19 protein-coding genes are annotated in these 24,704 nt (G+C 41.0%); 10 read left to right on the forward strand and 9 right to left on the reverse strand.

Going from position 1 to position 24,704, the window contains the following annotated elements:
- Genes DXD65_RS06745 through DXD65_RS06760 form a run of 4 tightly spaced genes read left to right on the forward strand, consistent with a single transcriptional unit; the run spans window position 1 to window position 5,982 of the window.
- The gene (locus DXD65_RS06745) at window positions 1–1,083 is read left to right on the forward strand and encodes a DUF1848 domain-containing protein (RefSeq protein WP_117878885.1); all 1,083 of its coding nucleotides are present in this window, start codon (window positions 1–3) and stop codon (window positions 1,081–1,083) included.
- A gap of 1 nt (window position 1,084) precedes the next feature.
- Window positions 1,085–5,221: a DEAD/DEAH box helicase gene (locus DXD65_RS06750; protein ID WP_117887459.1), complete on the forward strand. Its 4,137-nt coding sequence runs from the start codon at window positions 1,085–1,087 to the stop codon at window positions 5,219–5,221.
- Between the two features lies 1 nt (window position 5,222).
- A complete protein-coding gene (locus DXD65_RS06755) occupies window positions 5,223–5,630 on the forward strand; it encodes a hypothetical protein (RefSeq protein ID WP_117878881.1) in 408 nt (135 codons plus the stop codon).
- Between the two features lie 37 nt (window positions 5,631–5,667).
- Window positions 5,668–5,982 (forward strand): hypothetical protein, encoded by a 315-nt coding sequence (locus tag DXD65_RS06760; RefSeq protein WP_117887460.1) that lies wholly within the window; start codon window positions 5,668–5,670, stop codon window positions 5,980–5,982.
- A 73-nt stretch (window positions 5,983–6,055) separates the two neighbouring features.
- Here the strand turns inward: DXD65_RS06760 and DXD65_RS06765 are convergent, their stop codons facing one another.
- From DXD65_RS06765 to tnpA, 7 genes are all read right to left on the reverse strand, one after another.
- Entirely contained in the window at window positions 6,056–7,522 is a 1,467-nt protein-coding gene (locus DXD65_RS06765) for a mobilization protein (protein ID WP_199670711.1), read from the reverse strand.
- Between the two features lie 303 nt (window positions 7,523–7,825).
- Window positions 7,826–8,941 carry a DUF6371 domain-containing protein gene (locus DXD65_RS06770; RefSeq protein WP_117887462.1) on the reverse strand — a complete coding sequence of 372 codons (1,116 nt, stop codon included), beginning with the start codon at window positions 8,939–8,941 and terminating at the stop codon, window positions 7,826–7,828.
- Between the two features lie 3 nt (window positions 8,942–8,944).
- Window positions 8,945–10,042: an AAA family ATPase gene (locus DXD65_RS06775; RefSeq protein WP_117887463.1), complete on the reverse strand. Its 1,098-nt coding sequence runs from the start codon at window positions 10,040–10,042 to the stop codon at window positions 8,945–8,947.
- A 5-nt stretch (window positions 10,043–10,047) separates the two neighbouring features.
- On the reverse strand, window positions 10,048–10,422 hold the full coding sequence (locus DXD65_RS06780; RefSeq protein ID WP_117887464.1) for an excisionase family DNA-binding protein: 375 nt from the start codon (window positions 10,420–10,422) through the stop codon (window positions 10,048–10,050).
- A 199-nt stretch (window positions 10,423–10,621) separates the two neighbouring features.
- Entirely contained in the window at window positions 10,622–11,479 is an 858-nt protein-coding gene (locus DXD65_RS06785; RefSeq protein WP_117887465.1) for a transposase, read from the reverse strand.
- 236 nt (window positions 11,480–11,715) lie between these two features.
- Entirely contained in the window at window positions 11,716–12,834 is a 1,119-nt protein-coding gene (locus DXD65_RS06790) for a site-specific integrase (protein WP_117878869.1), read from the reverse strand.
- 133 nt (window positions 12,835–12,967) lie between these two features.
- Entirely contained in the window at window positions 12,968–13,909 is a 942-nt protein-coding gene (tnpA, locus tag DXD65_RS06795; protein ID WP_117887466.1) for a transposon Tn4555 protein TnpA, read from the reverse strand.
- A 352-nt stretch (window positions 13,910–14,261) separates the two neighbouring features.
- On the opposite strand from tnpA, the gene DXD65_RS21560 reads away from it, so the two are divergent.
- The 6 genes from DXD65_RS21560 to DXD65_RS06825 all read left to right on the forward strand — a co-directional run bounded on the left by DXD65_RS21560 (window position 14,262) and on the right by DXD65_RS06825 (window position 22,817).
- On the forward strand, window positions 14,262–14,513 hold the full coding sequence (locus DXD65_RS21560; RefSeq protein WP_117887467.1) for a TolC family protein: 252 nt from the start codon (window positions 14,262–14,264) through the stop codon (window positions 14,511–14,513).
- Between the two features lie 89 nt (window positions 14,514–14,602).
- On the forward strand, window positions 14,603–15,808 hold the full coding sequence (locus tag DXD65_RS06805) for an efflux RND transporter periplasmic adaptor subunit (RefSeq protein ID WP_410489531.1): 1,206 nt from the start codon (window positions 14,603–14,605) through the stop codon (window positions 15,806–15,808).
- Window positions 15,808–18,213, forward strand: coding sequence for an ABC transporter permease (locus tag DXD65_RS06810; RefSeq protein WP_117887468.1), 2,406 nt, complete (start codon window positions 15,808–15,810; stop codon window positions 18,211–18,213). Before DXD65_RS06805 ends, DXD65_RS06810 begins: the two co-directional genes overlap by 1 nt.
- A gap of 16 nt (window positions 18,214–18,229) precedes the next feature.
- Entirely contained in the window at window positions 18,230–18,895 is a 666-nt protein-coding gene (locus DXD65_RS06815) for an ABC transporter ATP-binding protein (protein WP_117887469.1), read from the forward strand.
- A 339-nt stretch (window positions 18,896–19,234) separates the two neighbouring features.
- The gene (locus tag DXD65_RS06820) at window positions 19,235–21,553 is read left to right on the forward strand and encodes a hybrid sensor histidine kinase/response regulator (protein ID WP_117887470.1); all 2,319 of its coding nucleotides are present in this window, start codon (window positions 19,235–19,237) and stop codon (window positions 21,551–21,553) included.
- Entirely contained in the window at window positions 21,534–22,817 is a 1,284-nt protein-coding gene (locus DXD65_RS06825) for a sigma-54-dependent transcriptional regulator (protein WP_117887471.1), read from the forward strand. The genes DXD65_RS06820 and DXD65_RS06825 overlap by 20 nt, the downstream gene beginning before the upstream one ends.
- 3 nt (window positions 22,818–22,820) lie before the next feature.
- Here DXD65_RS06825 and DXD65_RS06830 read toward each other — a convergent pair whose 3' ends face one another.
- Complete coding sequence (locus DXD65_RS06830) at window positions 22,821–23,234, reverse strand: hypothetical protein (RefSeq protein ID WP_117887472.1); 414 nt, start codon at window positions 23,232–23,234, stop codon at window positions 22,821–22,823.
- 294 nt (window positions 23,235–23,528) lie between these two features.
- Window positions 23,529–24,704: TraM recognition domain-containing protein (locus DXD65_RS06835; RefSeq protein WP_158573897.1), on the reverse strand; the 1,176-nt coding region annotated here is incomplete at its 5' end.

A 24,704-nucleotide genomic window follows, 5' to 3' on the forward strand; every position in this document is an offset into this window, starting at 1 on the left:
ATGACAAAAAAACAAGAAGACAGAACAATCAAATTGGACAACGAGGAGATTGCCAAAGCAACCTTCCCGATTGTTATTTCTGTAAGCCGAAGCACGGATATACCTGCATTCTATGCCGATTGGTTTTTGGGACGACTGAAAAAAGGCTATTCGGCATGGACTAACCCATTCAATGGAAAAAAAAGCTATGTCGCTTACGAGGATACTCGTTTTATCGTCTTTTGGTCGAAAAATCCTCGGCCACTGCTTAATCACCTTGGCTATTTAAGGGAAAGAGGGATTGGTTGCTATATCCAATACACCCTTAATGATTACGAAGAGGAGGGATTGGAGTTGGGCGTGCCAAAACTTGAAAAGCGTATCGAGACATTCAAATTGCTTGTAAACGAACTTGGCAAGGGCGCAGTAGTTTGGCGCTTCGACCCTCTGATTCTTACTGATAAGATAGACATGGACAAGCTTTTGCGGAAGATAGAATATATTGGCGACCAGCTTCGTGGCTTTACCGAGAAACTTGTTTTCAGCTTTGCAGATATCTTGTCGTACCGCAAGGTTAAGGCAAATCTTGAACGCAATCATATCCACTATGTCGATTGGACAAAAGAGCAAATGATAGAGTTTGCCGAGAAACTCGTTTGTCTGAACATGACTAAAGGCTGGAACTACGTTCTCGCAACCTGTGGAGAGTCTGCTGATTTGGATGGTGTAGAGCACAATCACTGCGTGGACGACCGATTGATGGTGCGCTTTGGTTATAAATCTAAGGAATTGATGGATTTCCTAGGAGCCGAAATCATAAAGCCCAAGCAACAACTTGATTTGTTTGCAGAATCAGAGCCTTTGGAAATGCCTGTGGATGCAATCCTTCTGGATAATAATCAATATGCAGTGATTCAGAAAAACAACAAGGACAAAGGACAGCGCACGGCCTGCGGCTGTATGAAAAGCAAAGATATAGGAGAATACAACACATGTCCACATTTATGCGAATATTGTTATGCCAATGCAAGCAAGGAAGTGGCAGTGCAAAATTGGAAGCGACATCAGTTAAATAAAGACAATGATACAATAACCGGAAGATAATATGTATCAAGACAAGATTGGGGAATATGCTCCTCTCACAATAGACAACATAATTCATACAGCAGAAACCGATATACCTCAACGCTTTCGCTCTATGCCATGGGCATATAGCGATGCCGAAGGTAGAACTTTGGAACATGGGACTGCCATACTTGAGACGGAAGAGCTGTGTTCTGCTTATCTTGCGGCTTATGGTAGGATGCATCGTAAAAAACTTTATTTTGCATTGGACGGGGCAAAAGAAAAAGGAAATTTCCCTTATCAGGAATTGCGTAACGGAATAGAACTCTTTGATTGGGGGTGTGGGCAAGGTATAGGTTCGATGGCCGTTATAGAAAACTTAAGAAAAGAGGGATTGCTGTCTTGCCTAAAGAAGATAACCCTAGAAGAACCATCAGAGGTTGCACGAGCAAGGGCTGTGCAACACGTAAAGCACGCACTTGGTACCGATTCTAATGTAATTGTTGAACAATATTCCGAATATCTTCCATCAGACTATAGTACTGAAAATACTATTCAAAGTATTACTATAGAACAACCTTGTGCCATTCATATATTCTCCAATGTACTTGATATTGAATCTGTAAGTCTTAAAGGTGTTTCCAAATTGATTACATCTTCTGGTGTAAAGCATATTGTACTGTGTATCGGCCCTGCCAATCTTAACGAAAGTAGAATAAATGCCTTTAAGAACTATTTTAAAGACAATGACATACAAGTATTTGCGGATTATCGAGAAACGAAATTCGGTAAACATCCAAACGGCAGAGATTATGGATGCCTAATCAAGAGTTTCGCATTCTCGCTGGATTCTGCAGAAAGTGTTCTTCACAAATACAAATGTTTTGCTCCCATACAATTATTCGCTTGTTATGCGGAGACAATGCCAGAACAAAAGAAAAGAAGCATAAAAGATGGGGCTTTTGAAATTATGGCTCCATTTGATATGACTATCCACAAAGGATTAAATCCCATCTTAGCACTTGTCAGCAATCTCATATCAAGAGGTGTCCCAACATATGCAAGTGAATACATTACTTCGGATCTTTCACACCGAGATAAAATGGAAAGGGAAACATCATTAAAAGCAATAGCTCAAATACAAAAGACTATTGTTGAAGCAATGATAACAGGGCGACTTGACATCCAATCTGCGGAATGGAATGTCTTAACTATAGAAGATGGTACAGACATTACCGATATAGCAGTCAAAGATTTAGTTGAAATGTACAATAACGTCATTGCAATGACAGATGGCTACAACAACATGTTGTTGCCACACATAAATATCGTAAAGGCTTCTTCTGTCAAAACAGATGATATTTTTGACATTGTCATCGATGTATCTGTAAACAAGTATGCCGATTTTGAACATATAGTATTCTCGAAATACAAGGCTAAGAACGATTGCTATTTTATTGTTCGCTCTTCTAAATCAGTTTATGAGCCACGCATACTTTATACAACAGAACGTATTAAATATAAATCATTCGTAGAAAAGGAATCAAGTGGAAAGTATATTGTAAACGAAACAATAGCGTCCTGTCTTAGATATTTCCTGAGACTTATTTTCCGAAAAGAAGATTTTCGCCCTGGGCAGTTACCTATACTCAATAGGGCTTTAGGCTTGAAGAGCGTGATTGGTTTATTGCCAACGGGTGGAGGTAAATCGCTGACTTATCAGTTGGCAGCAATGCTTCAACCTGGTGTAACATTAGTTGTTGACCCATTGAAAGGTTTAATGAAAGACCAGTACGATGGACTGATTAACGCAGGAATTGATTGTATTTCATATATCAATAGTGATATTACATCCAACAAGGAAGAAGCATACAAGCGTGAGCAAGAACTTACTGGTTCTCAGATACAAATCATGTTCCTATCTCCTGAACGTCTCAGCATTCATCGTTTCAGAGAAGTACTGCGTTCTATGAGAGAATCAGGAATTTATTTCTCGTATGGTGTAATTGATGAAGTGCATTGTGTCTCCGAATGGGGTCATGATTTCCGATTGGCGTATCTTCATTTAGGACGTAATCTGTACAACTATGTCCTGCCAAAAGAGGTTGAAGGCACAGATAATCACATTTCCCTTTTTGGCCTAACAGCAACTGCCTCATTCGATGTGTTAGCAGATGTAGAGCGCGAACTTTCTGGCAGAAATTCGTATTCATTGGAGGAGGATGCTACTGTCAGATATGAGAACACCAATAGATTGGAATTGCAATACAATATTTTTCCAGTTGACACCTCAAATGCAAAGAAAGTATGGGAGGTTGGTGACATTAAAGAGGAATGTCTCATTGATGCAATCAATGATGCAACAGAAAAGATACAAGAGATACAGACTGATGAAAATGTCAATGATATAAAAATACACTTTTTAGATAGAGAAAACATTTCAGACAAAGATATTATATCCAGCGTTAATTCTGTTGATCTCTATACACATATTGATAAAGATTGGTATAGTGTAAGTCATACAGATATGGCTGGTATCGTGTTCTGTTTGCGTGCCTCTGAGAAAAGCAATTTAAGTGTTCCTTCTGTTGCCAAAAAACTAAAAACATGTAATATCAGTGGCTTCTCCACTTATAAGGGGGGCGATGATACGCTGTGTCAAGAAGAATTCTTGCATGGCAATACACAGTTGATGGTGGCAACAAAAGCTTTTGGTATGGGTATAGATAAGTCAAATGTACGTCTTACATTTCATTTGAATTATCCGGGCTCTTTGGAGTCTTTTGTACAGGAAGCAGGACGTGCTGGAAGAGACAAGAAAATGGCATTGGCTACCATAATGTATTCGCCTAAAAAATTCTGGGACAGAAATGCTCGGACGAATGAATGGAAAGAATATTCAGCAGACTACACTAACAATAAATTCTTCTATGATAGCAATTTCCTTGGAGAAGATTTCGAATTGTATGTAATGGAGTTGCTGATGAATGGGTTGCCTTTGCAAATAAGCAATGAAGAAATAGCAGGTATAAACGAAACTATTTTCGGGAAAAGTACGGGAATACTTCAATTTATCAATAGATATCCTAAAGGGACTACTCTTACCTATTATGTTTCTTATATTGAAGATGATTATATCCTTGACAGGTATAATGAACGGTTGGCAGAAAAGCAGATGCCATTATTCAATACTCCAAAAGCAAAATATCTAAAAAATGAACGTGGATTTGGTTATATACGTGATTTCGGTTCGACTAATTACAAAGATGCTATACAAAAGGCTATCTATCGTATGTGCATTATTGGACTGATAGACGATTTCACAGAGGATTATGCAAAGAAACAATTTCGCATCACAACGATTTGTCAAGATGATTCACGTTATTATGAATATCTCAGTTTCTATTATCGAAAATACTATTCAGAAGATAGAGTTGAGTCAATGATTGAGGATGTCAAACTGATGGCACAAACTGAGGGTGTCATTATGGCCTGCCTCAAACATCTTACATCATTTATATATAGAAGTATTGCGGACAAAAGAGCCAGAGGTATCTTGGATATGGAGCAATTCTGCAATATGGCAATTACATCGAACAAGGATTGGAAAGAAACGAATGAAGATTTAAAAGATTTTATATATTACTACTTCAACTCTAAATATGCAAGAGAGGGATTTGTCACTTATGATGCAAGTGTGAAGCAAGAAATGCCATTTTCTCTCAAAGATGACACCAATACTGATTTTCACTTAGAAAGTGAAACAACAAGTTTTGAACTGGTCAAGAAATATATGCGAGTTGTTGATGCGGACATCGTTAATAATGATGCTCAGAAAGACAACGTTAAGCACTTGCAAGGTGCAGTTCGACTTATTCGTAGAGCAGCAGCAGAGATGAACCCTGTTCTCAATCTGCTAAACATTTTTTGTACATTATTTCTTGGACAACAAGATAATGAGATGTTAGAAGAAGAAATCTGCAATGATTACGAAGAAGTCATTGATTACTATACTTCAAAAAATAACCTAAAAGTTCTAGATGAGTATGCAGACTTACTTATAAGTCATGCGGCAATAGATGAACATAGAAAGGATTATCTTCAAAAATTGTCCACTTATATTCAATTGAAGAGACATTTGAATAGTTTAAAAAACATCGTATCTAAATACAAGTAATATGATAGACGAAAAAATAAACAAGACTTTGTCAGAATTGGAAGCTAATCTTCGGAATGTAGAATCAGCTCGAAAGCAGGTTGAAAGTACTGTTAATTCATACGAAGGAATCAAAGCTGTAACTGCAAATTATGTAAAGAATCTTTCTTCCATAGAAAACAATTTGCATGCGCTTATAACCGCTATCGGAGCAGATTATGAAAAAAACACGGATTCGTTCCAAAGAGATTGTAAAGAAATCACTACATCGTGTAATTCTTTAATTTCGAAGATTAACGATGCTGTAGAGAATATAAATGGGAAAGTTTCTTCACAAATAGATAAAATTCACAAAAAATTCATGTATGTCATTATATGTAGCGTGATTGTCTGGGTTACTATGCTAATGCTCTTCTTTATAAGCAAATAGTACTTGTAACAATTAAAAACAACAAAAATAAGACATAATGAAAGATCCAGTCTCAATACAAATCCACCAAGATATTCAAACAGCTTGGAACACGTTAAATCCTCAACTAATAATAAAACACTTAGACAAGTCTTTTATTTATGATTCCCAATGGGTATTTGAGTCTCTTGATTATGAAAGATATATCTCATATATAACGGGAAAGTTCAATAAAATAAGAGAAACTGGTTGCATTGTAGAAGCTACTATTGTTGACGGAGCAGTTAGACTTAATCAAAATGGTAGTATTGCATTTTATCGAGTGAAGATAGAAAATGGAAAAATAATCAAAGGTGATTTGTGTATGTTCTAGAAAACAATGACCTGATGTGATGAATTGTGTACATTCATACTATTCATCACATCAGGCTATTGTGTGTTGAGAATTATCTTCTCACCGAGAAGCCTCTCTTTTGCTGGTAGTCGTAATGCCCATCCACCACATTTTCTACTTCCCGTTTGGCTTTGATTTGCTCCCGACTATCCAAATCGCCCTTTTGCTTGGCTGTGAGATACAGGAAATCTCCGGCTGCTCGGTGTGATTGTCTGTCGTCTCCGAACAGGTTAAGCGCATCCTTGATGTCCGATACCTGCTCCGAAGCAAAACGAGGCTTGTAATAATCCTTTGCCAAACGGATGATGCCGTTTACCGCCTTGCGGAAAATATCGCTTGTTTTGAGTAGTAGGAAGCTGAGACAACCGATAAGATGATTCTGCCATGCTATCCGATTTTTGAGCCTTGTTGTCTCTTGGGCATGCTCTGCCTCCTTACGGTTCAATTCGGATTGGTGCTTACCCTCCAGCTTCATCAGTTCTCGTTGATGGTCGCTCTGCATGGTCTGTATTTTACCCTGCAACCGCTCGATGGTTTCCTCGTGCGTGGAAATCTCATCACGCAAATCCTCGATTTTTCCTTTCAGGGCTTTAGACTTACCCGTAGCCCAACCGACAGCAGCACTCAGAAGCTCGCTCCCTTTCTCCTTGTTGAGTTTGGAGCGTTTCTCGCTGATAGCCCTGTCAAGGTCTTCACTCTGTTGCTGTTTTTGATGGGCTTGTTCTATGAGTGCGTTGGTAACACTTTCCGCCTCCTGTACCTTTTGATTCGCCATCTCCAACTGATGCTCACAGTATAGCCTTGTGGCATTAAGACGGTTCATCTCCTCTTTCTGCTTTTCGATGATGAAGTCGTTGCGCTCCAAATGCTCCTTGCCTGTTTCGGCTTTGGATTTTCCACGCTTCATGGAGAGCAAATCGGCTGCCAAGGTCTGCATCTCTGTCATATCCTCGTCATTGAGTTTTCGGCTCTTGCCTGTGTCGTGATTCATCCAATCAAATACGATGTGTGCATGGTAATTCGGTTTGAACCACTTGCCATTGATTTGGAAACTCTCCTTGTCCTCAGCTTCGGGCTGTCCGCCCAGCCAATGCCCCTCGTCCTTGTGCAGGAGGATTTGAAGCGGAGTGATGCCCCAACGCTGTTGGCATTCCTCACCAAACTTGCGCACATCTGCCAGTGTGGTGTCCGGTCTGATGAGCAGGACACCCTCACGGATGGGTGAGCATCCTGCAACTTTGATGATTTTGCCGTTCTTGCCTTTGCGCTCACGCTCTTTCTCCTGCATGGCACGACCAGTCTTTTCCTTGACCATCTGCTTTATGTAGTCGTAGTGCGCTTGCAGGTCAGGGTTGCCGAAGCCGGGATTTATCCACTGCTCGTTGTCGGCAGAGAGTTCGGGAACGATGTAGATTTTGGACTCGCCGATGTTACGCATATACTCGGCAGTTCTTCGGTTATGAGCCCCACTTGATTTTACATTGCAGGACTTGATATGTATGCTTGATTTTGTTGCCATTCTCTTAAAATTTGATTCGGGTTGTTTGACTAAATTCATTTGTTCCGCTCATAACCGCACAGGGTTCTTAGGGGCGTAACCCATAAGCGGAGATTGCAAAGAGAGGGTCACTCTTTGCTCGGGGTTCTCAGGGGTGAACGCCCTGAGTGGGTCAAGGGCAAAGCCTTGTGGGTTATTAGGGCAAAGTCCTAATCCCCTCGGGAGAGCCCACAACTACGGAAGCGAAGCGTGTAGTTATAGTGGGCTATAAGAGTGCAAGCACTTCTTTCAGTTACCCCAGCCTACGGCTTCCACTTTCCTCCATCAGGGAGGGTTTCCGTCACCACTGCCGATTGAGGACGCACCGACCAGCACAAGGTCTAAATCGTCTATCAGTTTTTGCAGGACGGGGGTCTTCTCTATCATCCGCTGGAGGATTTTCTCAGCCTCGACCAAATGGTTGGCGGTATTCATGAGCTTGCCCTCCCGTATCTGAAAGATGATCCAATCGGCTATGTCGATATGGGCTTCTTTCTGTTTTGGGGTGGCGTTCTTCTCTATGATGTCAGACACCATCGCCTTGCAAAAGGTCATGCTTTCGGCTCGTTGTTTCCACTCGGCATATCCGTCCGCATCGGGAAAAAGAAGAATGGTCCTTCCTGTCAGTACACGGAGCTTTTCCTCTCTCATCTGGCTCTTGCCGCCTGTTGCCAGCCATACATAATCGGGGAAGATGGCAGAGCCGATAACGGCACTTTTCTCGGATTCCACCAAGACCACCACCTTGTCGGGATGGTTTTTCAACAGGTGTTCCCCAAAAAGGCATTGGGAGAGTTGCCAATCCTCTGCCAACACACGCTGCTTTTTCAGTATGCTGTGTATCCAGTTCACTGCCGATGTCTGCTCTCCCTTGATACGGTGTCCGTCTTCGGGATTGTACTGCATCACCTTTCCTGTGCGTACCCTGCCCGTCTTGTCTATCTGCCAAAAGATAACAGAGCCGTCACGGGTAGCCCCCAAACGGTATTCCTCCAACAACCGCTTCAACACCTCTTTCGTCCTGCTGCCATAATAGGAAGTAAGGAGCGTGGAGAGGAAGCGGAAGAAATTACTGCTCACGCTTTGGGATTTCTCCACATAGTGAGGGAGAATGCAACCGATAGCTACTGGCTGGCTATGTTGCTTTTCTTTCGTCTGCTCCACTCTTTGCCTGTCAAAAGAGAAGCCATTGGCTGTGCTGTGTTCGGGATGGTCTTGGAAATACTCTTTCGGAGTGTAGTGATACCCACAACCGCTTTCATGGTTGCACCTGCCGACCGATGGATGCAACGGCACATTGTTCTTGTCCACGTAATAGACGAAAGAATGCCTGTCACCGCATTGGGGACAAGTATGCCGGGTTCCCATCCCTTTGTACTTTTGTAACGAATAATTGCCCATAGCTTAATCTGTTTTTGACGGTTGATTTTCGGCTGTCCCATCCTGTCCCATTGTCCCACTCTCTAAGGGTTGGGACAGTGGGACACTTGGGACACCTGCATTTTTACTCTCTTTGCTGCGCTGGATTATCCGACTGACGGTGGATTTACCGCAATTTACCTGTGAGGCAATCTCCCTGACGGACTTGCCCGATTGGGAGAGTTGTAGGATTTGGCTATCCCGTTGGCTTGATTCGTTATCGCCCAACTTCTTCAGATGTTCCTTTTCCGTTGAGTAACCCCTCTGCACGAACTGCAAGAAGGTATCCACCTTCTCGATCTCATAGATGATGACATTGTCCGCATCGTATGAGTATGTGCCATAGCGCACTTTCAACTGTTTCACATAGCGAAGTCCGCTGTCTTGCGCACTCTTGCCGATGGCAAACACGCTGTCAAAGAAATTGTATAACCGCTTGCTCCCGGCAAGATCGTTGGACGTGATGGGACAATCCAAAGAGCGTTTGGGTGTATGTGCCAGGACAAGGATGGAGAGCGCATATCTCTTTTTGAGATTGTTCAGCTGAATCATCAGCCGTCCTGCGGCATCGCCTTTCTCCATAGCACAACACAAGTAGGTAAGATTGTCAATGATGAAAATCTTGCAGTCGGTCTGCACTGCCATCTGCTCTATGCCGCCTATGATAGCTCCCTCAAAGTCGGCATCCAAAAGCAGGTTGCAGTCAATAGACACCCGATAGAGCTTGTCGGGAAAGGTGTAGAGTTCTCCATGCTCGTTGGTATAGCGGAGCTGGAACTGCTTTTCCGACAGCTCAAAATCAAGGTACAGGACATTGTCGGTTCGGGCGATGCTGTCGGCTATCTGCACTGCAAGGATGGACTTGCCCACGTTGGAATCGGCAAACAGGCAGGAGAGTTCCCCCTCGTACCAAAAGCAATCCCACAGCGCACGGGGTGTAGGCTGCAACGATGCTTCAAGAATGGTTTGGTTTGCCGTCTTGATATTCATCATGCCTACACTGTCGGGCATACCGTTCTGCGCTTGGGATGCTTTCGTGAGGTCGCCACGTATCAGGTTAATATAGTTCTTATCCTCTTCCATATCATTCACCAGTTACGTGGGTTAGGCTTGCGACGGTGGGAAGAGGACAAGGACTTGTTCAGTTCCTCATCGGACAACGGCACGGGATTCTTCCGGGCAGTTTCCAGCCACTTGTCCAGTTCGTCACGGTAAAGGCAATAGCGTTTGCCGGGCTTGGTGGCTGGGATTGTCCCTTCCGACAGTTTCATGTAGAGTGTACCCTTGGGGATGCCCAGATATTCCGCTGCCTCGTCCACTGACATGGGCACGTGGGTGTCCACCGTCTTGGCGTTGTTCACACTGCGCTGCTCGGTGAGCAGGCTTCTAAGGCTCATCACTTCGTCTCGAAGCTGAGCGACAACCTCGGGGAGGTCGTTGAAAGTAAGGATTGTTTTTTCCATTCGCGTACTCGTCTCTTTTGTAAGACTTGGCGCAAAGGACAGCAATGATATATCCGTGAGTATCTCCACGATACATCATTGCAAAATAATTCCCGAATAATTAAGCCCAGCCATAAATGACGGGCAAAATTACTCGGGAAGCAATGTAAAACAGGCGGTTATGAATTACCGGATGTTTGTCGTTGGTGTCGTGATTATCCTAATTCCGCACGTAATCCTCGGGATAGTGGAAATCAAGTTTGCCATTTTCGGGTTCGTCAATGGGAATTTCCGTCTTTAACGGCTCAACCTTGAAGTTCTTGATGGTTGATGTGTCTGTATCGGCAAACGCTTTCGGGAAAAGGGCTTTGATGAAACCGGCACGGTTGTCCCCGTTGTAGTATTTCTTATACATGAAACGCTCGGAGATATTCCACACGAAATGCCGGAGCGGAATGTTGTTGATGTCTTTAGTAAGTGGGTTCGGTATGGGCTTGGGAGTATATGTATGAAGATTCATCCACTTATCCACCTCAGCACAGATATGGTTTACGGTTTCTTGGTCGGCAATGCGGGGCAGGTAGAAGTGACAATACTCCATGACCATGCGGATGCGTTCTTCCTTTTCCCGTTGTTCTCTGTTTGCATAATCGGCACGGTTCTTCGCATGTAGATCCGGGGCGATGGTAAGCTCTATCGGATGTGCTTGGATAGGTGGCTCTTCCTTTATCAGGGCTGGTTCGGGTACAGGCTCAGGAGCTGATGTAGATGCAGGTACAGATGTAGTTTCTTCAAGCGTATTTTGTGGCAGTTCTTCCTGTACCTCTATGGCTTCGGCAACCGTTTCTTTCTTGCCAAACTTGATTTTGTAGATTTCGTATGTATCAAAGATGAGTGTCTGAAAGGAGAGATAGAGCAGCCATCCCAACAGATTGCAGCATACGAACACTATCCATCTGACAAAGTTGTCTTGGTTGAAATTGTCCGCAATGACCAGCGTGGCGAAAGAAGATATTAGGACGATGGCGAAGCCGACAAAGCCCAAGATAATGTATTTGTCCTTGACTGATGATTCCATATTTCGTTGAGAGATTGATTGTTCCTATTTTTTGTTTTGTGCAAAGTTAATGCTATTTTTCCCAATTACTGCCCGTTATTTGCGGTTAGAACGGTCTTTTTCAATGTATTTCACGAAATGTCATCATATCATACTCAGTTTCATACTCTGAGGGGTGGCATCAAGCCAAAAACAGAGGAGCGGTTAAAGCACACAAAGCAATAACCGCCCCTCTGAATATCCGTCAATGGAAGTGTTTATGCCTCTTTGCGTTTCAGGGTTATCTTGTCCACTACCTGACACATCTGCTGCGCTGCTATCTTGGAATAGATTTGTGTGGTGGTAATGTTCTTATGACCGAGATAGGCTTGGATTACAGCCATATCCGTTCCCATTTCCACGTGCAGGCTTCCGAAGCTGTGCCTTGTGCAATGGAAAGTGATTTTCTTGGTTATTCCTGCTGCAGAGAGCCAGCGTTGGAGTGGTCCTTGCAGCATCTTATCCTTGAAGCCCTCAAAGATTAGCCCCTCTCCACGTTCTCCCAACAGTCCGTAGGCTTCATCACTGATAGGGTTATGCACTATTTCCTTTGTCTTCTGCATACGGGTGGTAACGAACATCCTGCCGTTGGTGTATGGCTGTATCTGCTGCCACGTGAGTTGCCTGATGTCGCTCTTCCTCAATCCCGTAAGACAGGCGAAAAGAAAAGCCTTTTTCAGTACCTCTTCCTCACAAGGTGTTTCGGCAAGCCGTATCAGTTCCTCTTGGCTCAAATGTTCCCTGATGGTGGGAATGCATTCGATACGGTCTAAGAAACCGTTGGGGTTTTCCTTTATCTTCCTGTCACGGTAGGCTGTGTGAAGCACGGCACGGAATGTTGACCAATAACCTGCTGCGGAGTTGATATGCAACTTTTGATTGGTGTGGATAGTCTGAGGCGCACTCAGCAGGTACTCCATGAACTTGCGGCACAAGTCCACATCCACCTCCTCAAAGGTGCATTTGCCGTTCACAAACCTTTCAAAGTGCTTGTAAACGTGCTGCCACTTGATGTTTTTACGGTCTGCCAAGCCCTTGAAATAGGCAAGGAAATCGCCTTTCATCTTGGACTTGTCAAAGAAGCCGTTGTTCTCGTTGAAGATGGCTTCATAACGCTGGTTACGTAGGATGGCAGCCTTTTTCATCATGCGTGTGTTGAAATCCCGCTCCTGCTGGTTGGCAGGTTTGGCGAAGATGTAAATCCCCAAGGCTTCACGTGTAATCACCCTCATGGTAATGTTGTCACGGTAGCCGGGATAGTAATCCAAACATAGTGAATACTGTGTCCCGTTCTTAATCTTGCGCTTACGCAAGGTCACTGTCTTGCATTTACTCATATCAATATAATTTTGAAGTTAAACATTTTCGGTGGTGTTTCCGAGTTATCTGCCGCAAAGGAACAACGTGAAATATCCGTGAATACCTCCACGATACTCCATTTTGAAATAATTTCTCGATAAAATAGGTTTTTCACGGTTGTTTGTTCCTTTCTGCCATGACACGCTCCACATCGGAACGCAAAAGCAGGTTTTTCACACCGACCTTTATCTTCTCGATATGCTTCACCTTGACGATATGGCAGATATTGGCAGAGGAAAGCCCGTAAATCTGCTGCACCTGCTCCACGGTGTAGTAGCGTTCATCGTTCACGAGGTCGGTTCTGCGGAGTTCGTCCAGATGGGATTTGGAGTAATAGGTACGTCCGTATTCTCTTTTGGTGGGTATCTTATGGCGGTAGGTGAAGGCACGGAGTGCGGTCGGCTTCATGCCGAACAGTTCTTCCACCTCCTCGGTCAGGAGCCAGTCGGTAATTCCGCTTATATCGACAGCGACACCGAAAAACTCATCTATATGCTTCTTGCTGTAATAGTTCTTTCCTGCGATACGGCAGATGGGGATATGGTTGCGCTTGGCGGAAGTGTAAAGCCACGACTGCTTTACCTTAAAAAGGGTCATCACCTCCTCGCCCGAATAGAAGTCCAACACTTCATCGCTTTCCTTTTCCCTTATTTCTCTTTTGGTTGGTAGGGATGATGAAGCGGACTTTCTCGGTACGAAGGTGCTGCCGGGCAGGATGCGGTGATAGGGATTGCCCTCCAACATCTGCTCGATGTCGGCTCTGCGGATGAATGCCATGCGGTTGCTGATGCGTGAGGCTTTCAGCTTGCCGAGAGCTACGAGTTTGTAAATGTACTGTCGGGAACAGCCCATGAGGATGGCTGCTTTGGAAAAGGTGAGATACTCCTGATGCTGTATCTTCATCAAGGGTTGGGCGACTTTGAAGAGGTTGTTCTTCTGCATCACTCTGGCTCGTTTGGCTTCCGCCTGACAAGCCTCGCTGCAATACCTTTGCATACCGCTCCGGGTTACAAAGGGCTTGCCACAAAATTGGCATTTTTTGGTTGTACTCATACTGCTTTATCGTTTACTCGTTCATTTCTTCAACTATGTATCTCCGAAGTGGTAAACGGGTGTAAACGGCAGTCAACCGTTGTCGCCTTTCTGCACGATGTGACTATTGCTGCATATCGGTGCGGATTTTGTCGCTTATCGTAAATGGTTGTAAACCCTTGTCAACTACCTGCACGATATGACAAAAAATAAGCTCCGCAAATTCTCCACGTCAGAAATATGTATCAAAAATATGTGGAAATTTGGGAAGCGACAAAAAGCAGCCGAAAAGTGTTAATTTATAGAATGTGTTGGTAATTAAAGATTTACGTTTGGATATTTCTGATTGTTTTTGGTTGTTATGAGGTTCTAAATACATAATACATATCTTTCTTTTCAATCTGCACTTAAGGAATGTCAATTAGCTAAAGAACAACTTCGTGCAGATTCTATTACATGGAAAGAAAGTGAAGAAAAATGGAGGGAGGGTATGATATCTATGTTCGAATTGTTGGAAAAACGCAATCAATACATGCGGAGTAAAGCAGAGATAATACGTACCAAACTGCAATATAGTCTTCAAAAAAGAGTGATACGATTCTATCAGGAAGGAACATTTTTGTAATAAAAATTAATTATAAAATAAAAATGAAGCAGATTGATTATAACGGCATGGATACAAAAATTGAGAAAAAATCCAAATTTTCAAAGAAAATGATTTGTATTATAATTGGTTCAATTACTATTCTTTTGGGGGTATTATGGATAACATTTCGTGTCAATTCATCCTCTATGAATGTAAACAAAGATGGTATAACAATTTCTACTGTACAAAAGGGAGAATTTAATGATTACATAAGAGTAGTTGGACAGGTTATTCCGGATCATATCATATATTTGGATGCTATTGAAGGAGGACGAGTAGAGGAACGTTTGATAGAAGAAGGAACGCAAGTAAAAGCTGGAGATATAATTCTTCGTCTTAGTAATCCGCTGTTAAATATTGGTATTTTACAAAGTGAGGCAAACTTGGCTTATCAGGAAAATGAACTTCGTAATACTCGCTTGAATATGGAACAAGAGCATCTTAGTTTGAAGCAAGAACGTATTACACTGAATAAAGAATTAATACGGAAGCAACGTCGTTTTCAACAATACTCACATCTGTTTCAAAAGAATTTAATATCTAGGGAAGATTATTTACAGTCACAGGAAGATTATAATTCAATTTCAGAACAAGTCAAAGTTTTAGATGAAAGGATCAAACAAGATGTACAGTTACGTGATAATCAATTACAAAGTCTAAATGAAAATATACGAAACATTAAAAAAAGTCTTTTACTTGTACGTGAACGTTTAGAAAATTTAAAGATAAAAGCGCCTGTTGATGGACAATTAGGAAATATAGAAGCTCAAATAGGACAATCTATATCTCAAGGTGAACGTATAGGACAAATTATTACCCCAGAGTTGAAGATAGAAGCAAAGATTGATGAGCATTATGTGGAACGTATTCATCCTGGCCTTTTGGCTAATTTTGAGCGTGAAGGGAAAAAGTATAGTTTGAAAATAACAAAAGTATATCCGGAAGTACAAAATGGACAATTTCGCACTGATTTGCATTTTATTTCTGATAGACCTGTGAATATCCGTTCTGGACAAACATATCACTTAGATTTACAACTGGGTGATCCTATAGAGGCAGTTCTTATTCCACGTGGAAGTTTTTATCAGTCAAGTGGAGGGGAATATGTATATGTAGTAGATGAGAAAGAAAAAGTGGCTCATCTGCGCCAAGTTCGATTAGGACGACAGAATCCTTTGTATTATGAAGTTTTGGATGGTTTGAATCCTGGAGAGAAAGTTATTATTTCCGGATATGATTTATTTGGTAAAAATGAACTCTTAAAATTACGATAATGGAATATTTTTCTCAAATTATTAAAAGTCAGAGGGCAAAGAAGTCTCTTACAGCCCTTAATTTATTTGGCCTTTCTGTGTGTATAGGTTCGGCTCTGTTGATTCTTTTTTATGTACGGTTTGAATTAAGTTTTGACACATTTCATGATGGCGATCGAATTTATCGTGTAGAAAGTCGTCTTTATGAAGGGAACGTTTTGACGGACAATTGGGCTACAACGACATTTGGCCACGCTCCTGTCATGTTTCGTGAGATTCCTGGCATCGAACAATATGTAAGGGTGACTGCACAAGACCGTGAACAAGAAGTTACATACAAGGATCGTCAGTTTATAGAGGAAAAATATTGTTATACGGAACCTGCCTTTTTTGATTTATTTAATTTCCCCATAATTAAAGGGGAGAAGGAAGGACAATTAGTTCGTCCAAATACAGTTGTAATTACGGAAAGTACTGCACATCGCTATTTTGCAGATAGTGATCCTATTGGTAAAATCTTGACCTTTAAGACGCCTTCATCCGAACAACATTTTGAGGTTACAGGAATAATTGCAGATATGCCATATAACTCTCATTTACGTTACGATTTTTTATTGTCGTATTCTTCTATTCCAGAAGCAAGACGTGACATTTGGTATATTCATGGTGTGTATACTTACATACGTCTTAAACCCGGTAAAAGTCCAAGCGATATAGAAGAAAATTTTCATTCTATATCAAAAAAATATAAGACATCTGCATTAAAGTATAAAGATTGGAGAGTTGAACTTATTCCTTTAAAAGATATACATTTGACTCCTCGTAAATCATATGAAAAAGAAGAAAAAGGTAGCAAAACAGCTGTCCAAATTCTTTTTATTATGGCTGTAGCTTTATTGTTAATCGGATGGGTAAATGCTTTGAACTTAACTATTGCGCGTTATTTAGAAAGAGGAAAGGAATTTGGGCTTAGAAAAGTATTCGGAGCTTCTCGTCGACAAATTGTAATACAAGGATTACTTGAATCAGGGCTATTCAACTTATTGGCATTGGTCTTAGCTTTGGGATGGATAGAAGTATTGTTGCCTATTGTTTCCCGTTGGGTTGGACAAAATTTTGCATTTGACGTTTTTAACTCATTAGAATGTTGGAGTATGGTATTAATAATATTTGTCTGTGGAACCTTTTTTATTGGTTTATATCCGTCATTTCTACTTACTCATATTAAGCTATCAGACATCATGCGAGGTAAATTTTTACATAGTCGAAAGGGAAATAAAATTAGGAAAATATTAATTGTCATTCAATTTGTAGCTTCCTTTATTTTAGTTTCAGGAACAATTGTAGTAATTAGACAAATACATTTTATGCAACAAGAAACTTCTTCTTCTATGTTTGATCGAGTTTTGGTTTTGAAATATCCTGCTTTAACAGAAAACATGTCTGTACAAATGATGAACTTTAAAAAAAGACTGGAACAGGAGTCCTTTATAAGTCATGTGGCTGTTTCCGGTGCAGTTCCAGGTGTGGAAGTAGCAAATTATTTTACTAATCGTCCTTATGGAAGCGACATATCAGAAATAAAACTGATACAAATGTTTGCTGTAGATTATGATTATTTGACACTGTATTCTCCTAAAATCATTTGTGGCCGTATTTTTTCTGAGAATTATGGAAATGAACTAAACAAGGTCGTCTTGAATGAGGAGGCTGCCAGATTACTTGGATACTCTTCTCCTGAAGATGCATTAGGCAAACAATTGGCCATGGAAGTCTTGGAAGAGCCTCTTGAGATTATTGGTGTTGTGAAAAATTATCACCAACAATCACTTGCTGAACCATATAAGCCAATAATGTTTTTTATAAAAGAACGTGTTCCTTTTATTGCAACACCGTATATTTCTATTCAATTAAATACAGAAATTAATGCAAAACAAGTTGCAAAGATAGAGCAGATATATAAAACATATTTTCCTTCAGCTGTATTTTCATATTTTAGGTTGAGTGATTACAATGATGATTTGTATAAATCAGATCGTAATTTTAGTTGGATTTTTACATGTGCATCATTGCTTGCAATATTTGTAGCTTGTTTGGGGTTATGGATTATGACTCTCTTTTCTACAATGGCTCGTGTAAAAGAAATTGGAATAAGGAAGGTGTTAGGGGCTGATAAGAAAAGTCTTTTTTGGGTTTTAACACGAGAGTTGATATTACTTACGATATTGGCTACAGTATTGGGAACTCCTCTTTCTATTATTTTGATGGATGAATGGCTTAGAACTTATGCCTTTCATATTATTTTGCCTTGGTGGGGATATGTAATAGCATTTGTGTTAATGATATTTGTCGCTTTATTGACAGTAGCTCATCAAGTTTGGCGTGTAATTCGTTTAAAACCAATGCGTATTTTGAGAAATGAGTAATTTAAATTTTTAAAATATGATTAGAACAGAAAATCTTTCCATGGTCTTTACGACAGAGGATGTACAGACTAGAGCATTAAGCAATGTAAATTTGGAAATTAAACAAGGGGAATTTGTTGCCATCATGGGACCATCAGGATGTGGAAAATCAACGTTGCTAAATATTTTAGGAACGCTAGACATACCTACGTCTGGAAAATATTTTATTAACGAGAAAGAAATGACCAAAATGAATGAAAATCAGTTGAGTTCTTTTCGTAAGAAAAATATTGGCTTTGTTTTCCAAAGTTTTAATCTGATAGATGAATTAACGGTATTTGAAAATGTTGAGTTACCATTAGTTTATTTGGGCATTCCAAAGAAAGAACGAATATCAAAAGTAATGAATGTATTAGAACAAATGAATATAGCCCATCGTGCCAAACACTTTCCACAGCAATTATCAGGAGGACAACAACAACGAGTGGCCATTGCTCGTGCAATAGTCACAGATTGTCCTTTGATATTAGCAGATGAGCCAACTGGTAATTTGGATTCAACAAATGGTATTGAAGTCATGACGCTACTACAACAACTTAATAAACAAGGAACAACAATTATAATGGTTACACATTCAGAAAGAGATGCAGGTTATGCCAATCGAGTGATTTATTTGTTAGATGGCAAAATAGTAAATAGATAAATTTTACCCGTTGGCGAATCAAAATATTATAAATGTGCTAGAAAAGTAATTCGCCAACGGGCCAATATAATAATTGTAATTTTATGATACCATTTTCTTTGAAATACAACTTTTGTAGAGTTCGCAAACTGTTCGATGTACATTTTGATACATAAAATTTTACATATCAATAGATGAATACAAGTAATAAGATTAATTGGAGGGCAATGACTTTTGTAAAAAAGCAAGGACGCATACTATTGAGCTATTTTAGTTGAATAAAAGAAAAGATTGATGTTATTAATATAAGGGTTATTTTGAAAAATAAGTATTCATGTTGTTAATAATCAAAATGCTTAAATGAGCATAGTATTACGTAAAAAAATATTTCTAGGCTATATCATTATAACAGCTATAGTTTTATTTTTGACTGTTGTTATGGTCAATGAGCGTTTCCGCTTTCGAAGATTTGAGGATGTTATAAATAAAACCAATCATGCCCGTGAAAATATCCATAAGGCTCATTTGTATATTACCAGATTGGCAACTTTAGGCGAATCAGTTATTGCATGGGATGAATCAGATTATAACAGATACCATTATCAGCGTCTTAAAACAGACAGTATTCTGCTTGAAATAAAATCCGGGTGTGGAAATTTCTTACGTCCTGTTCAGATAGACTCTTTACGGGTACTGCTTGAGGCGAAAGAGATACATCTGTTCAGGATAATGAAAGCTGTCCAATCCTGGAAGGAGTCCGACAGTATTCTTACGAATGAATTACCTGTAATAGCCACACAGTCTGTTCGGATGAAGACAATAACGAAGAAAAAGAAAGGGATTGCCGGATTATTTGGAAAGAAAGAGACGGTACAAGTTCCATACATCACAAATGAAATACAGGACTTCAATGAAAGATTGACTTCTGCCAGAGATTGGCGGAATAATCAGATGGAAGCGTATGCAGACAGTCTGCGTTTACAGAATAGGCTGTTAAATCACAAGTTATATGATTTTGTTTCTTCTCTTGATAACCAAATACAGCAGTCATTTACAGAACAGTATCTGGAAATAACGGAGACAAGATGGAAATCTTTCCGACTGTTTGCTATAGTGATAAGTATTGTTATCGTTCTGTTTATTATTTCTTTTTTCATTATTCTATCCGATATACGTAAGGAAGAAAAGATAAAAGTCAAACTACAGCAAACCGTTCTGGAAAACGAGGATTTGCTTGAAATGCGAAAAAGAATAATTCTGACCGTTTCTCATGATATCCGTGGCCCGCTCGGTAATATTCATAACTGTGCAGACTTGGCTTCCCAAACACGGGAAAAAAAGAAACGCGAACCATATTTGGAGGATATACGCCATTCCTGTCATCATATTCTGCACCTGGTTAATGACCTGATGGATGCCTATCGGATCAATGAAACCGGTGATTTGCGTAACGACACGCCATTTTATCTTGACCGTTTCCTGCAACGCATCTCAGACGAGTTTTCCCGCAAGGCTGTTGCAAAGGCCTTATATCTTCAATCTGAACATCAAAATTCATCTTTTGTTGTAAAGGGCGATGCAGATAAGCTGGAGCAGGTATTGGCCAATTTACTGACCAATGCCATCAAGTTTACCCCATCAGGAACCATAAGCTTTTATTCAAAATATTTGGAAGGGAAACTGCACATTGAAATCAGGGATACCGGTATCGGTATGGATGAGGAAACGCTGAAAAGAATATTTGCCCCCTTTGAGCGTGCCGCACAGAATGTCAATTCCGAGGGCTTCGGTTTAGGGCTTTTTCTGACCAAAGGACTGGTCAAAGTTCTGAATGGTATTATAGCTGTGGAAAGCGCACCGGGAAAGGGGAGCATTTTCAAGCTTGAATTCCCTTTACCTGTAACGGATGAACTTGTGGAAGAGGAAAAGCCTGATAATGATTCGATAACCATTCTACCGAAGAATGTGCTTGTTGTGGATGATGATCCTATATTGTTGAAAATAGTGGAAGACATGCTTGGGCGTAAGGGAGTTTCCTGCACAAGCTGTATGAATTTCCAGGAAGTCGTGGCTGCTCTTGGGCAATCGGATTATGATATGGTGCTGACAGATGTACAAATGCCGGACACCGACGGGTTCGCTCTGTTAAGGTTGCTCCGAAATTCAGATATTGGAAATTCAAAAACGATTCCGATAGCAGTCATGACAGCTCGTGGTGACAGCAATACTGATATTTATGAAAAAGAAGGGTTCGTAGGTTGTATTCATAAGCCGTTCAATATACATGCATTGCTGACTTTTTTATCATCCGTTATGTCTCAAGCAAAAGTATCAGATGCTGGTGAGTTTGATTTTTCCCGTTTATTGGAAGGTTCGGATGATAATATGTATATGTTATCTTTGGTTATCGATGAATCCAGAAAGGAACTTGAGGACCTGAAATCAGCCTTAAAAGATGATAACCGTGAAGTTATGAGAAAAACAATCCATCGAATGATACCTGTATGGGAAATGCTTGGAAAGGAAAACTTGTTGCGTGATTTTCAAGAACGGTTACAAGATATGGACAGTAGTGATGAAATTATTTGTGAACATGCAATTCTGATTATAGAGTGGGTAAAGAAATTGATAGAAGAAACAGAAAAAGAATTAAGGAAATATGAGAATACTGATTGTTGAGGACAATATGATACTATGTGCTATGGTTGAAAAATGGCTGCAGAAGACCGGTTACGAAGTATTTACAGCTATAGATGAACCTGGTGCACGTAGTATCCTGAAGAAAAATGAAATCAATCTTGTGTTGGGAGACGTACGCTTGCCAGAAGGTGACGGTATCAGCCTTTTGGATTGGATGATGCGTTCCGGTATGGAAATCCCTTTTATTGTCATGACGGATTATGCCTGTATTTCGGATGCAGTCCGTGCCATCAAGCTCGGAGCCAAGGATTATTTACAAAAACCTGTCCATCAGGAACAACTGCTTGAATTAATGCACAGTATGCTGAAAGGTCCGGTTATAGTGCGTAAAGAGCGTTCTTTTGTAGAACGTACCAGCGAAGCTGCCAGAAAAGCCGCTTCACTTGCCCGTCGAGTGGCTCCTTCGGATCTTTCTGTTATGATACTAGGTCCGAGTGGAAGCGGTAAAGAGGTGATAGCCCAAATGATTCACCGTTATAGTGATAGGCGTGACAAGCCATTCGTTGCTGTCAATTGTGGAAGTATACCTAACGATTTGCAGGCTTCTGAATTTTTTGGTGCGGTCAAAGGCGCATTTACCGGAGCTGTTGCGGATAGGAAGGGACATTTTGAAACAGCCAATGGAGGGACTTTATTTCTGGATGAAATCGGTAATATGCCGTATCCCATGCAGATTCTTCTTCTGCGTGTCCTTCAGGAGAAAGAGTTTAACCCGGTAGGAAGTGATAAAGTGAAACGCACGGATGTACGTATTATTTCTGCCACCAATGAAGATATGAGAATGGCTGTGCAGGAAGGTCGTTTTCGTGAGGATTTGTATTATCGCCTTGCAGAACTTGAAATTGTTCAACCGCCATTAAAAGATTGCAAAGACGATATTCTTCCGCTTGCCGAATTCTTCAGAAAAGAACATTCCGGTAGAATACGTGTCAAGAATGAGGGATTTACCGAAGAAGCAAAAACATGTATGCTGGGATATGACTGGCCGGGTAATGTGCGGGAATTGAACGCAAAGATCAAACGTGCGGTAATTGTTGCGGATAATGCATTATTGAATGTCAGTGACTTGGGACTGGACAATGTAGATTGTAGTGACAATCCGGATATTCGTATCATTCAGGAAAAGGAAAGGATACGAAACTTGCTTGAAAAAAATCATGGTAATGTCAGCAAGACAGCAGTGGAACTCGGTTGCAGTCGTACAGCCCTGTACAAGAAAATGAAGAAACTTGGTCTGAAGTAATCTTTATTCTTTAAGGCGGTATACCAGTCTGCATATATTGTTTCGGAATGTTTTGGACTCACGCAAAGTCCATTGTCCGAATTGAATCTTTCCGGTTATGTTTTTCCCACTTTTGTATGATATTGGAAGCAAGTAAATGACCAGTTCATCTGCGAGTCGGAAGAGAAATACTCCACCAGCATATTCGGCACTTTTTTCGTCCTGTACTTTCATAAAGAAAGTACAGTTTTTGTCGCGTCTCTCTTTTGCATCCATCAAATCAAGCATACCGTAATGCGGATACATGTTGAATGTAGCCTGCTCTTCCCAATAAGGGAAGCCGTTCCGGTCTGTCCTGAGCCATTCCATCAGTTCCTCATTTTTGTCCGGCAGGAAACCGTCCAATGTGACGGGCATAATAATCTGTACTTTTGCCATACCTCTGCTATTAAAAATAAAAGCATGAAACCCATGCTTATTTCGAACAGAGGCTCTGACAAAGCCCAACACAGAAACTCGCATGGGCTCACGCTATAAGGTATAGCATAAGCCTCACGCAATAGCCTCTGTGTTTATGAATTTGTCAGATTCCTGTTCGAGACGTCTTGCGACTTATGTATATAATCGACGGAAAACATCCCGTAATCCGCCGTTATGTTCTATTTCAGTTTCAAAGATAAGGAATATTCCCTGAAAATCAAACTGATTCAGGATTTATTTGTCATTCTGTATTTATTCAGCTTTTCTTTTCTCCTCTTCTACACTTTCTATTCCCAGCCGTTCACATAGTTCCGGATCATTCTTGATTCGTTCCATTTCATCGTTTATGATGGCCTGGGCATCCGCCTTTATCTGGTCATAATTACGTTGTATCTGCTGGAGCATGATGTCATTCCCTTCATTGTCTTTGAACGTGTTGATAACCGGAATCTTTTTGTAAGCCTTCTCTTCCGCACTTACTTTGGCATGGTCCACGATAATTTCCGCATGGAAAATCTTCTGGTCTATTTTCTCCCCGAAATTGTCCGACACGGAACCGACAAACGTACCCTGTGAAAGATTGGAAATCTTGGATGCAGGGATCAGGGAATCCAGCTGGGTGTTGATCGATGTGGAGACATCCTGACGGTTGATGGATATGGACTGCCGTTTTTGTAAAATCTTTCCAAAGCGTTCAGAAAGTGTCTTGGCTGTTTCGCCGACCACCTGACCGCTGAATATGTTGCCGACTGTATTTTGAATTACCTTGCTTTCTTTTTCACCGTAGTCACGGTTAAGCTGGCTGAAGTCCTGAAATCCCAAACAAACCGCTACTTTGTTGGAACGTGCCGTCGCTATCAGGTTGTCCAGCCCTCGGAAATAGATGGTAGGGAGCTCATCTATAATGACCGTGCTTTTAAGCTGCCCTTTTTTGTTTATCAGTTTGACGATTCTGGAATTATACAGTCCGAGCGCAGCGGAATAGATGTTCTGTCGGTCCGGATTATTGCCCACACAAAGGATTTTAGGCTCCTTTGGATTATTGATGTCCAAAGAAAAATCATTGCCTGTCATGACCCAGTACAGCTGTGGAGAAATCATTCGGGTAAGCGGAATTTTTGCAGAAGCTATCTGGCCTTGGAGCTGGTCTTGTGCCCCACCTTTCCATGCATCCATGAAAGGAGAAAGGTAATTCTCCAGTTCCGGATAGGAAGTCAATATGGTAAACAAATCAGAGTAAGGTTTGTTCAGCAATTCCACGGCATGAGGGAAGCTGCAATAGATACCGTTTTTGTATATTTTCAAATACCAGATTATAGCTGCCAGCAGGATAATCGGAGACTCTACAAAGAAGTCACCTTGTTTTTCAATATCGGGTAAGTCAAGGGCATTGCTGCCCCCTTCTCCCCTAAGAACCGTACGTGAGAG

The sequence above is a fragment of the Bacteroides sp. 4_1_36 genome (assembly GCF_003466325.1).
Taxonomy (GTDB): domain Bacteria; phylum Bacteroidota; class Bacteroidia; order Bacteroidales; family Bacteroidaceae; genus Bacteroides; species Bacteroides uniformis.

Coding starts and splice junctions, on each gene's coding strand:
- DXD65_RS06755 (WP_117878881.1), top strand. CDS start 5,223: ATGATAGACGAAAAAATAAACAAGACTTTGTCAGAATTGGAAGCTAAT.
- DXD65_RS06770 (WP_117887462.1), bottom strand. CDS start 8,941: ATGGGCAATTATTCGTTACAAAAGTACAAAGGGATGGGAACCCGGCAT.
- DXD65_RS06760 (WP_117887460.1), top strand. CDS start 5,668: ATGAAAGATCCAGTCTCAATACAAATCCACCAAGATATTCAAACAGCT.
- DXD65_RS06810 (WP_117887468.1), top strand. CDS start 15,808: ATGGAATATTTTTCTCAAATTATTAAAAGTCAGAGGGCAAAGAAGTCT.
- DXD65_RS06785 (WP_117887465.1), bottom strand. CDS start 11,479: ATGGAATCATCAGTCAAGGACAAATACATTATCTTGGGCTTTGTCGGC.
- DXD65_RS06750 (WP_117887459.1), top strand. CDS start 1,085: ATGTATCAAGACAAGATTGGGGAATATGCTCCTCTCACAATAGACAAC.
- DXD65_RS06820 (WP_117887470.1), top strand. CDS start 19,235: ATGAGCATAGTATTACGTAAAAAAATATTTCTAGGCTATATCATTATA.
- DXD65_RS06745 (WP_117878885.1), top strand. CDS start 1: ATGACAAAAAAACAAGAAGACAGAACAATCAAATTGGACAACGAGGAG.
- DXD65_RS06775 (WP_117887463.1), bottom strand. CDS start 10,042: ATGGAAGAGGATAAGAACTATATTAACCTGATACGTGGCGACCTCACG.
- DXD65_RS06830 (WP_117887472.1), bottom strand. CDS start 23,234: ATGGCAAAAGTACAGATTATTATGCCCGTCACATTGGACGGTTTCCTG.
- DXD65_RS06805 (WP_410489531.1), top strand. CDS start 14,603: ATGATTTGTATTATAATTGGTTCAATTACTATTCTTTTGGGGGTATTA.
- tnpA (WP_117887466.1), bottom strand. CDS start 13,909: ATGAGTACAACCAAAAAATGCCAATTTTGTGGCAAGCCCTTTGTAACC.
- DXD65_RS06765 (WP_199670711.1), bottom strand. CDS start 7,522: ATGGCAACAAAATCAAGCATACATATCAAGTCCTGCAATGTAAAATCA.
- DXD65_RS06790 (WP_117878869.1), bottom strand. CDS start 12,834: ATGAGTAAATGCAAGACAGTGACCTTGCGTAAGCGCAAGATTAAGAAC.
- DXD65_RS06780 (WP_117887464.1), bottom strand. CDS start 10,422: ATGGAAAAAACAATCCTTACTTTCAACGACCTCCCCGAGGTTGTCGCT.
- DXD65_RS06825 (WP_117887471.1), top strand. CDS start 21,534: ATGAGAATACTGATTGTTGAGGACAATATGATACTATGTGCTATGGTT.
- DXD65_RS06815 (WP_117887469.1), top strand. CDS start 18,230: ATGATTAGAACAGAAAATCTTTCCATGGTCTTTACGACAGAGGATGTA.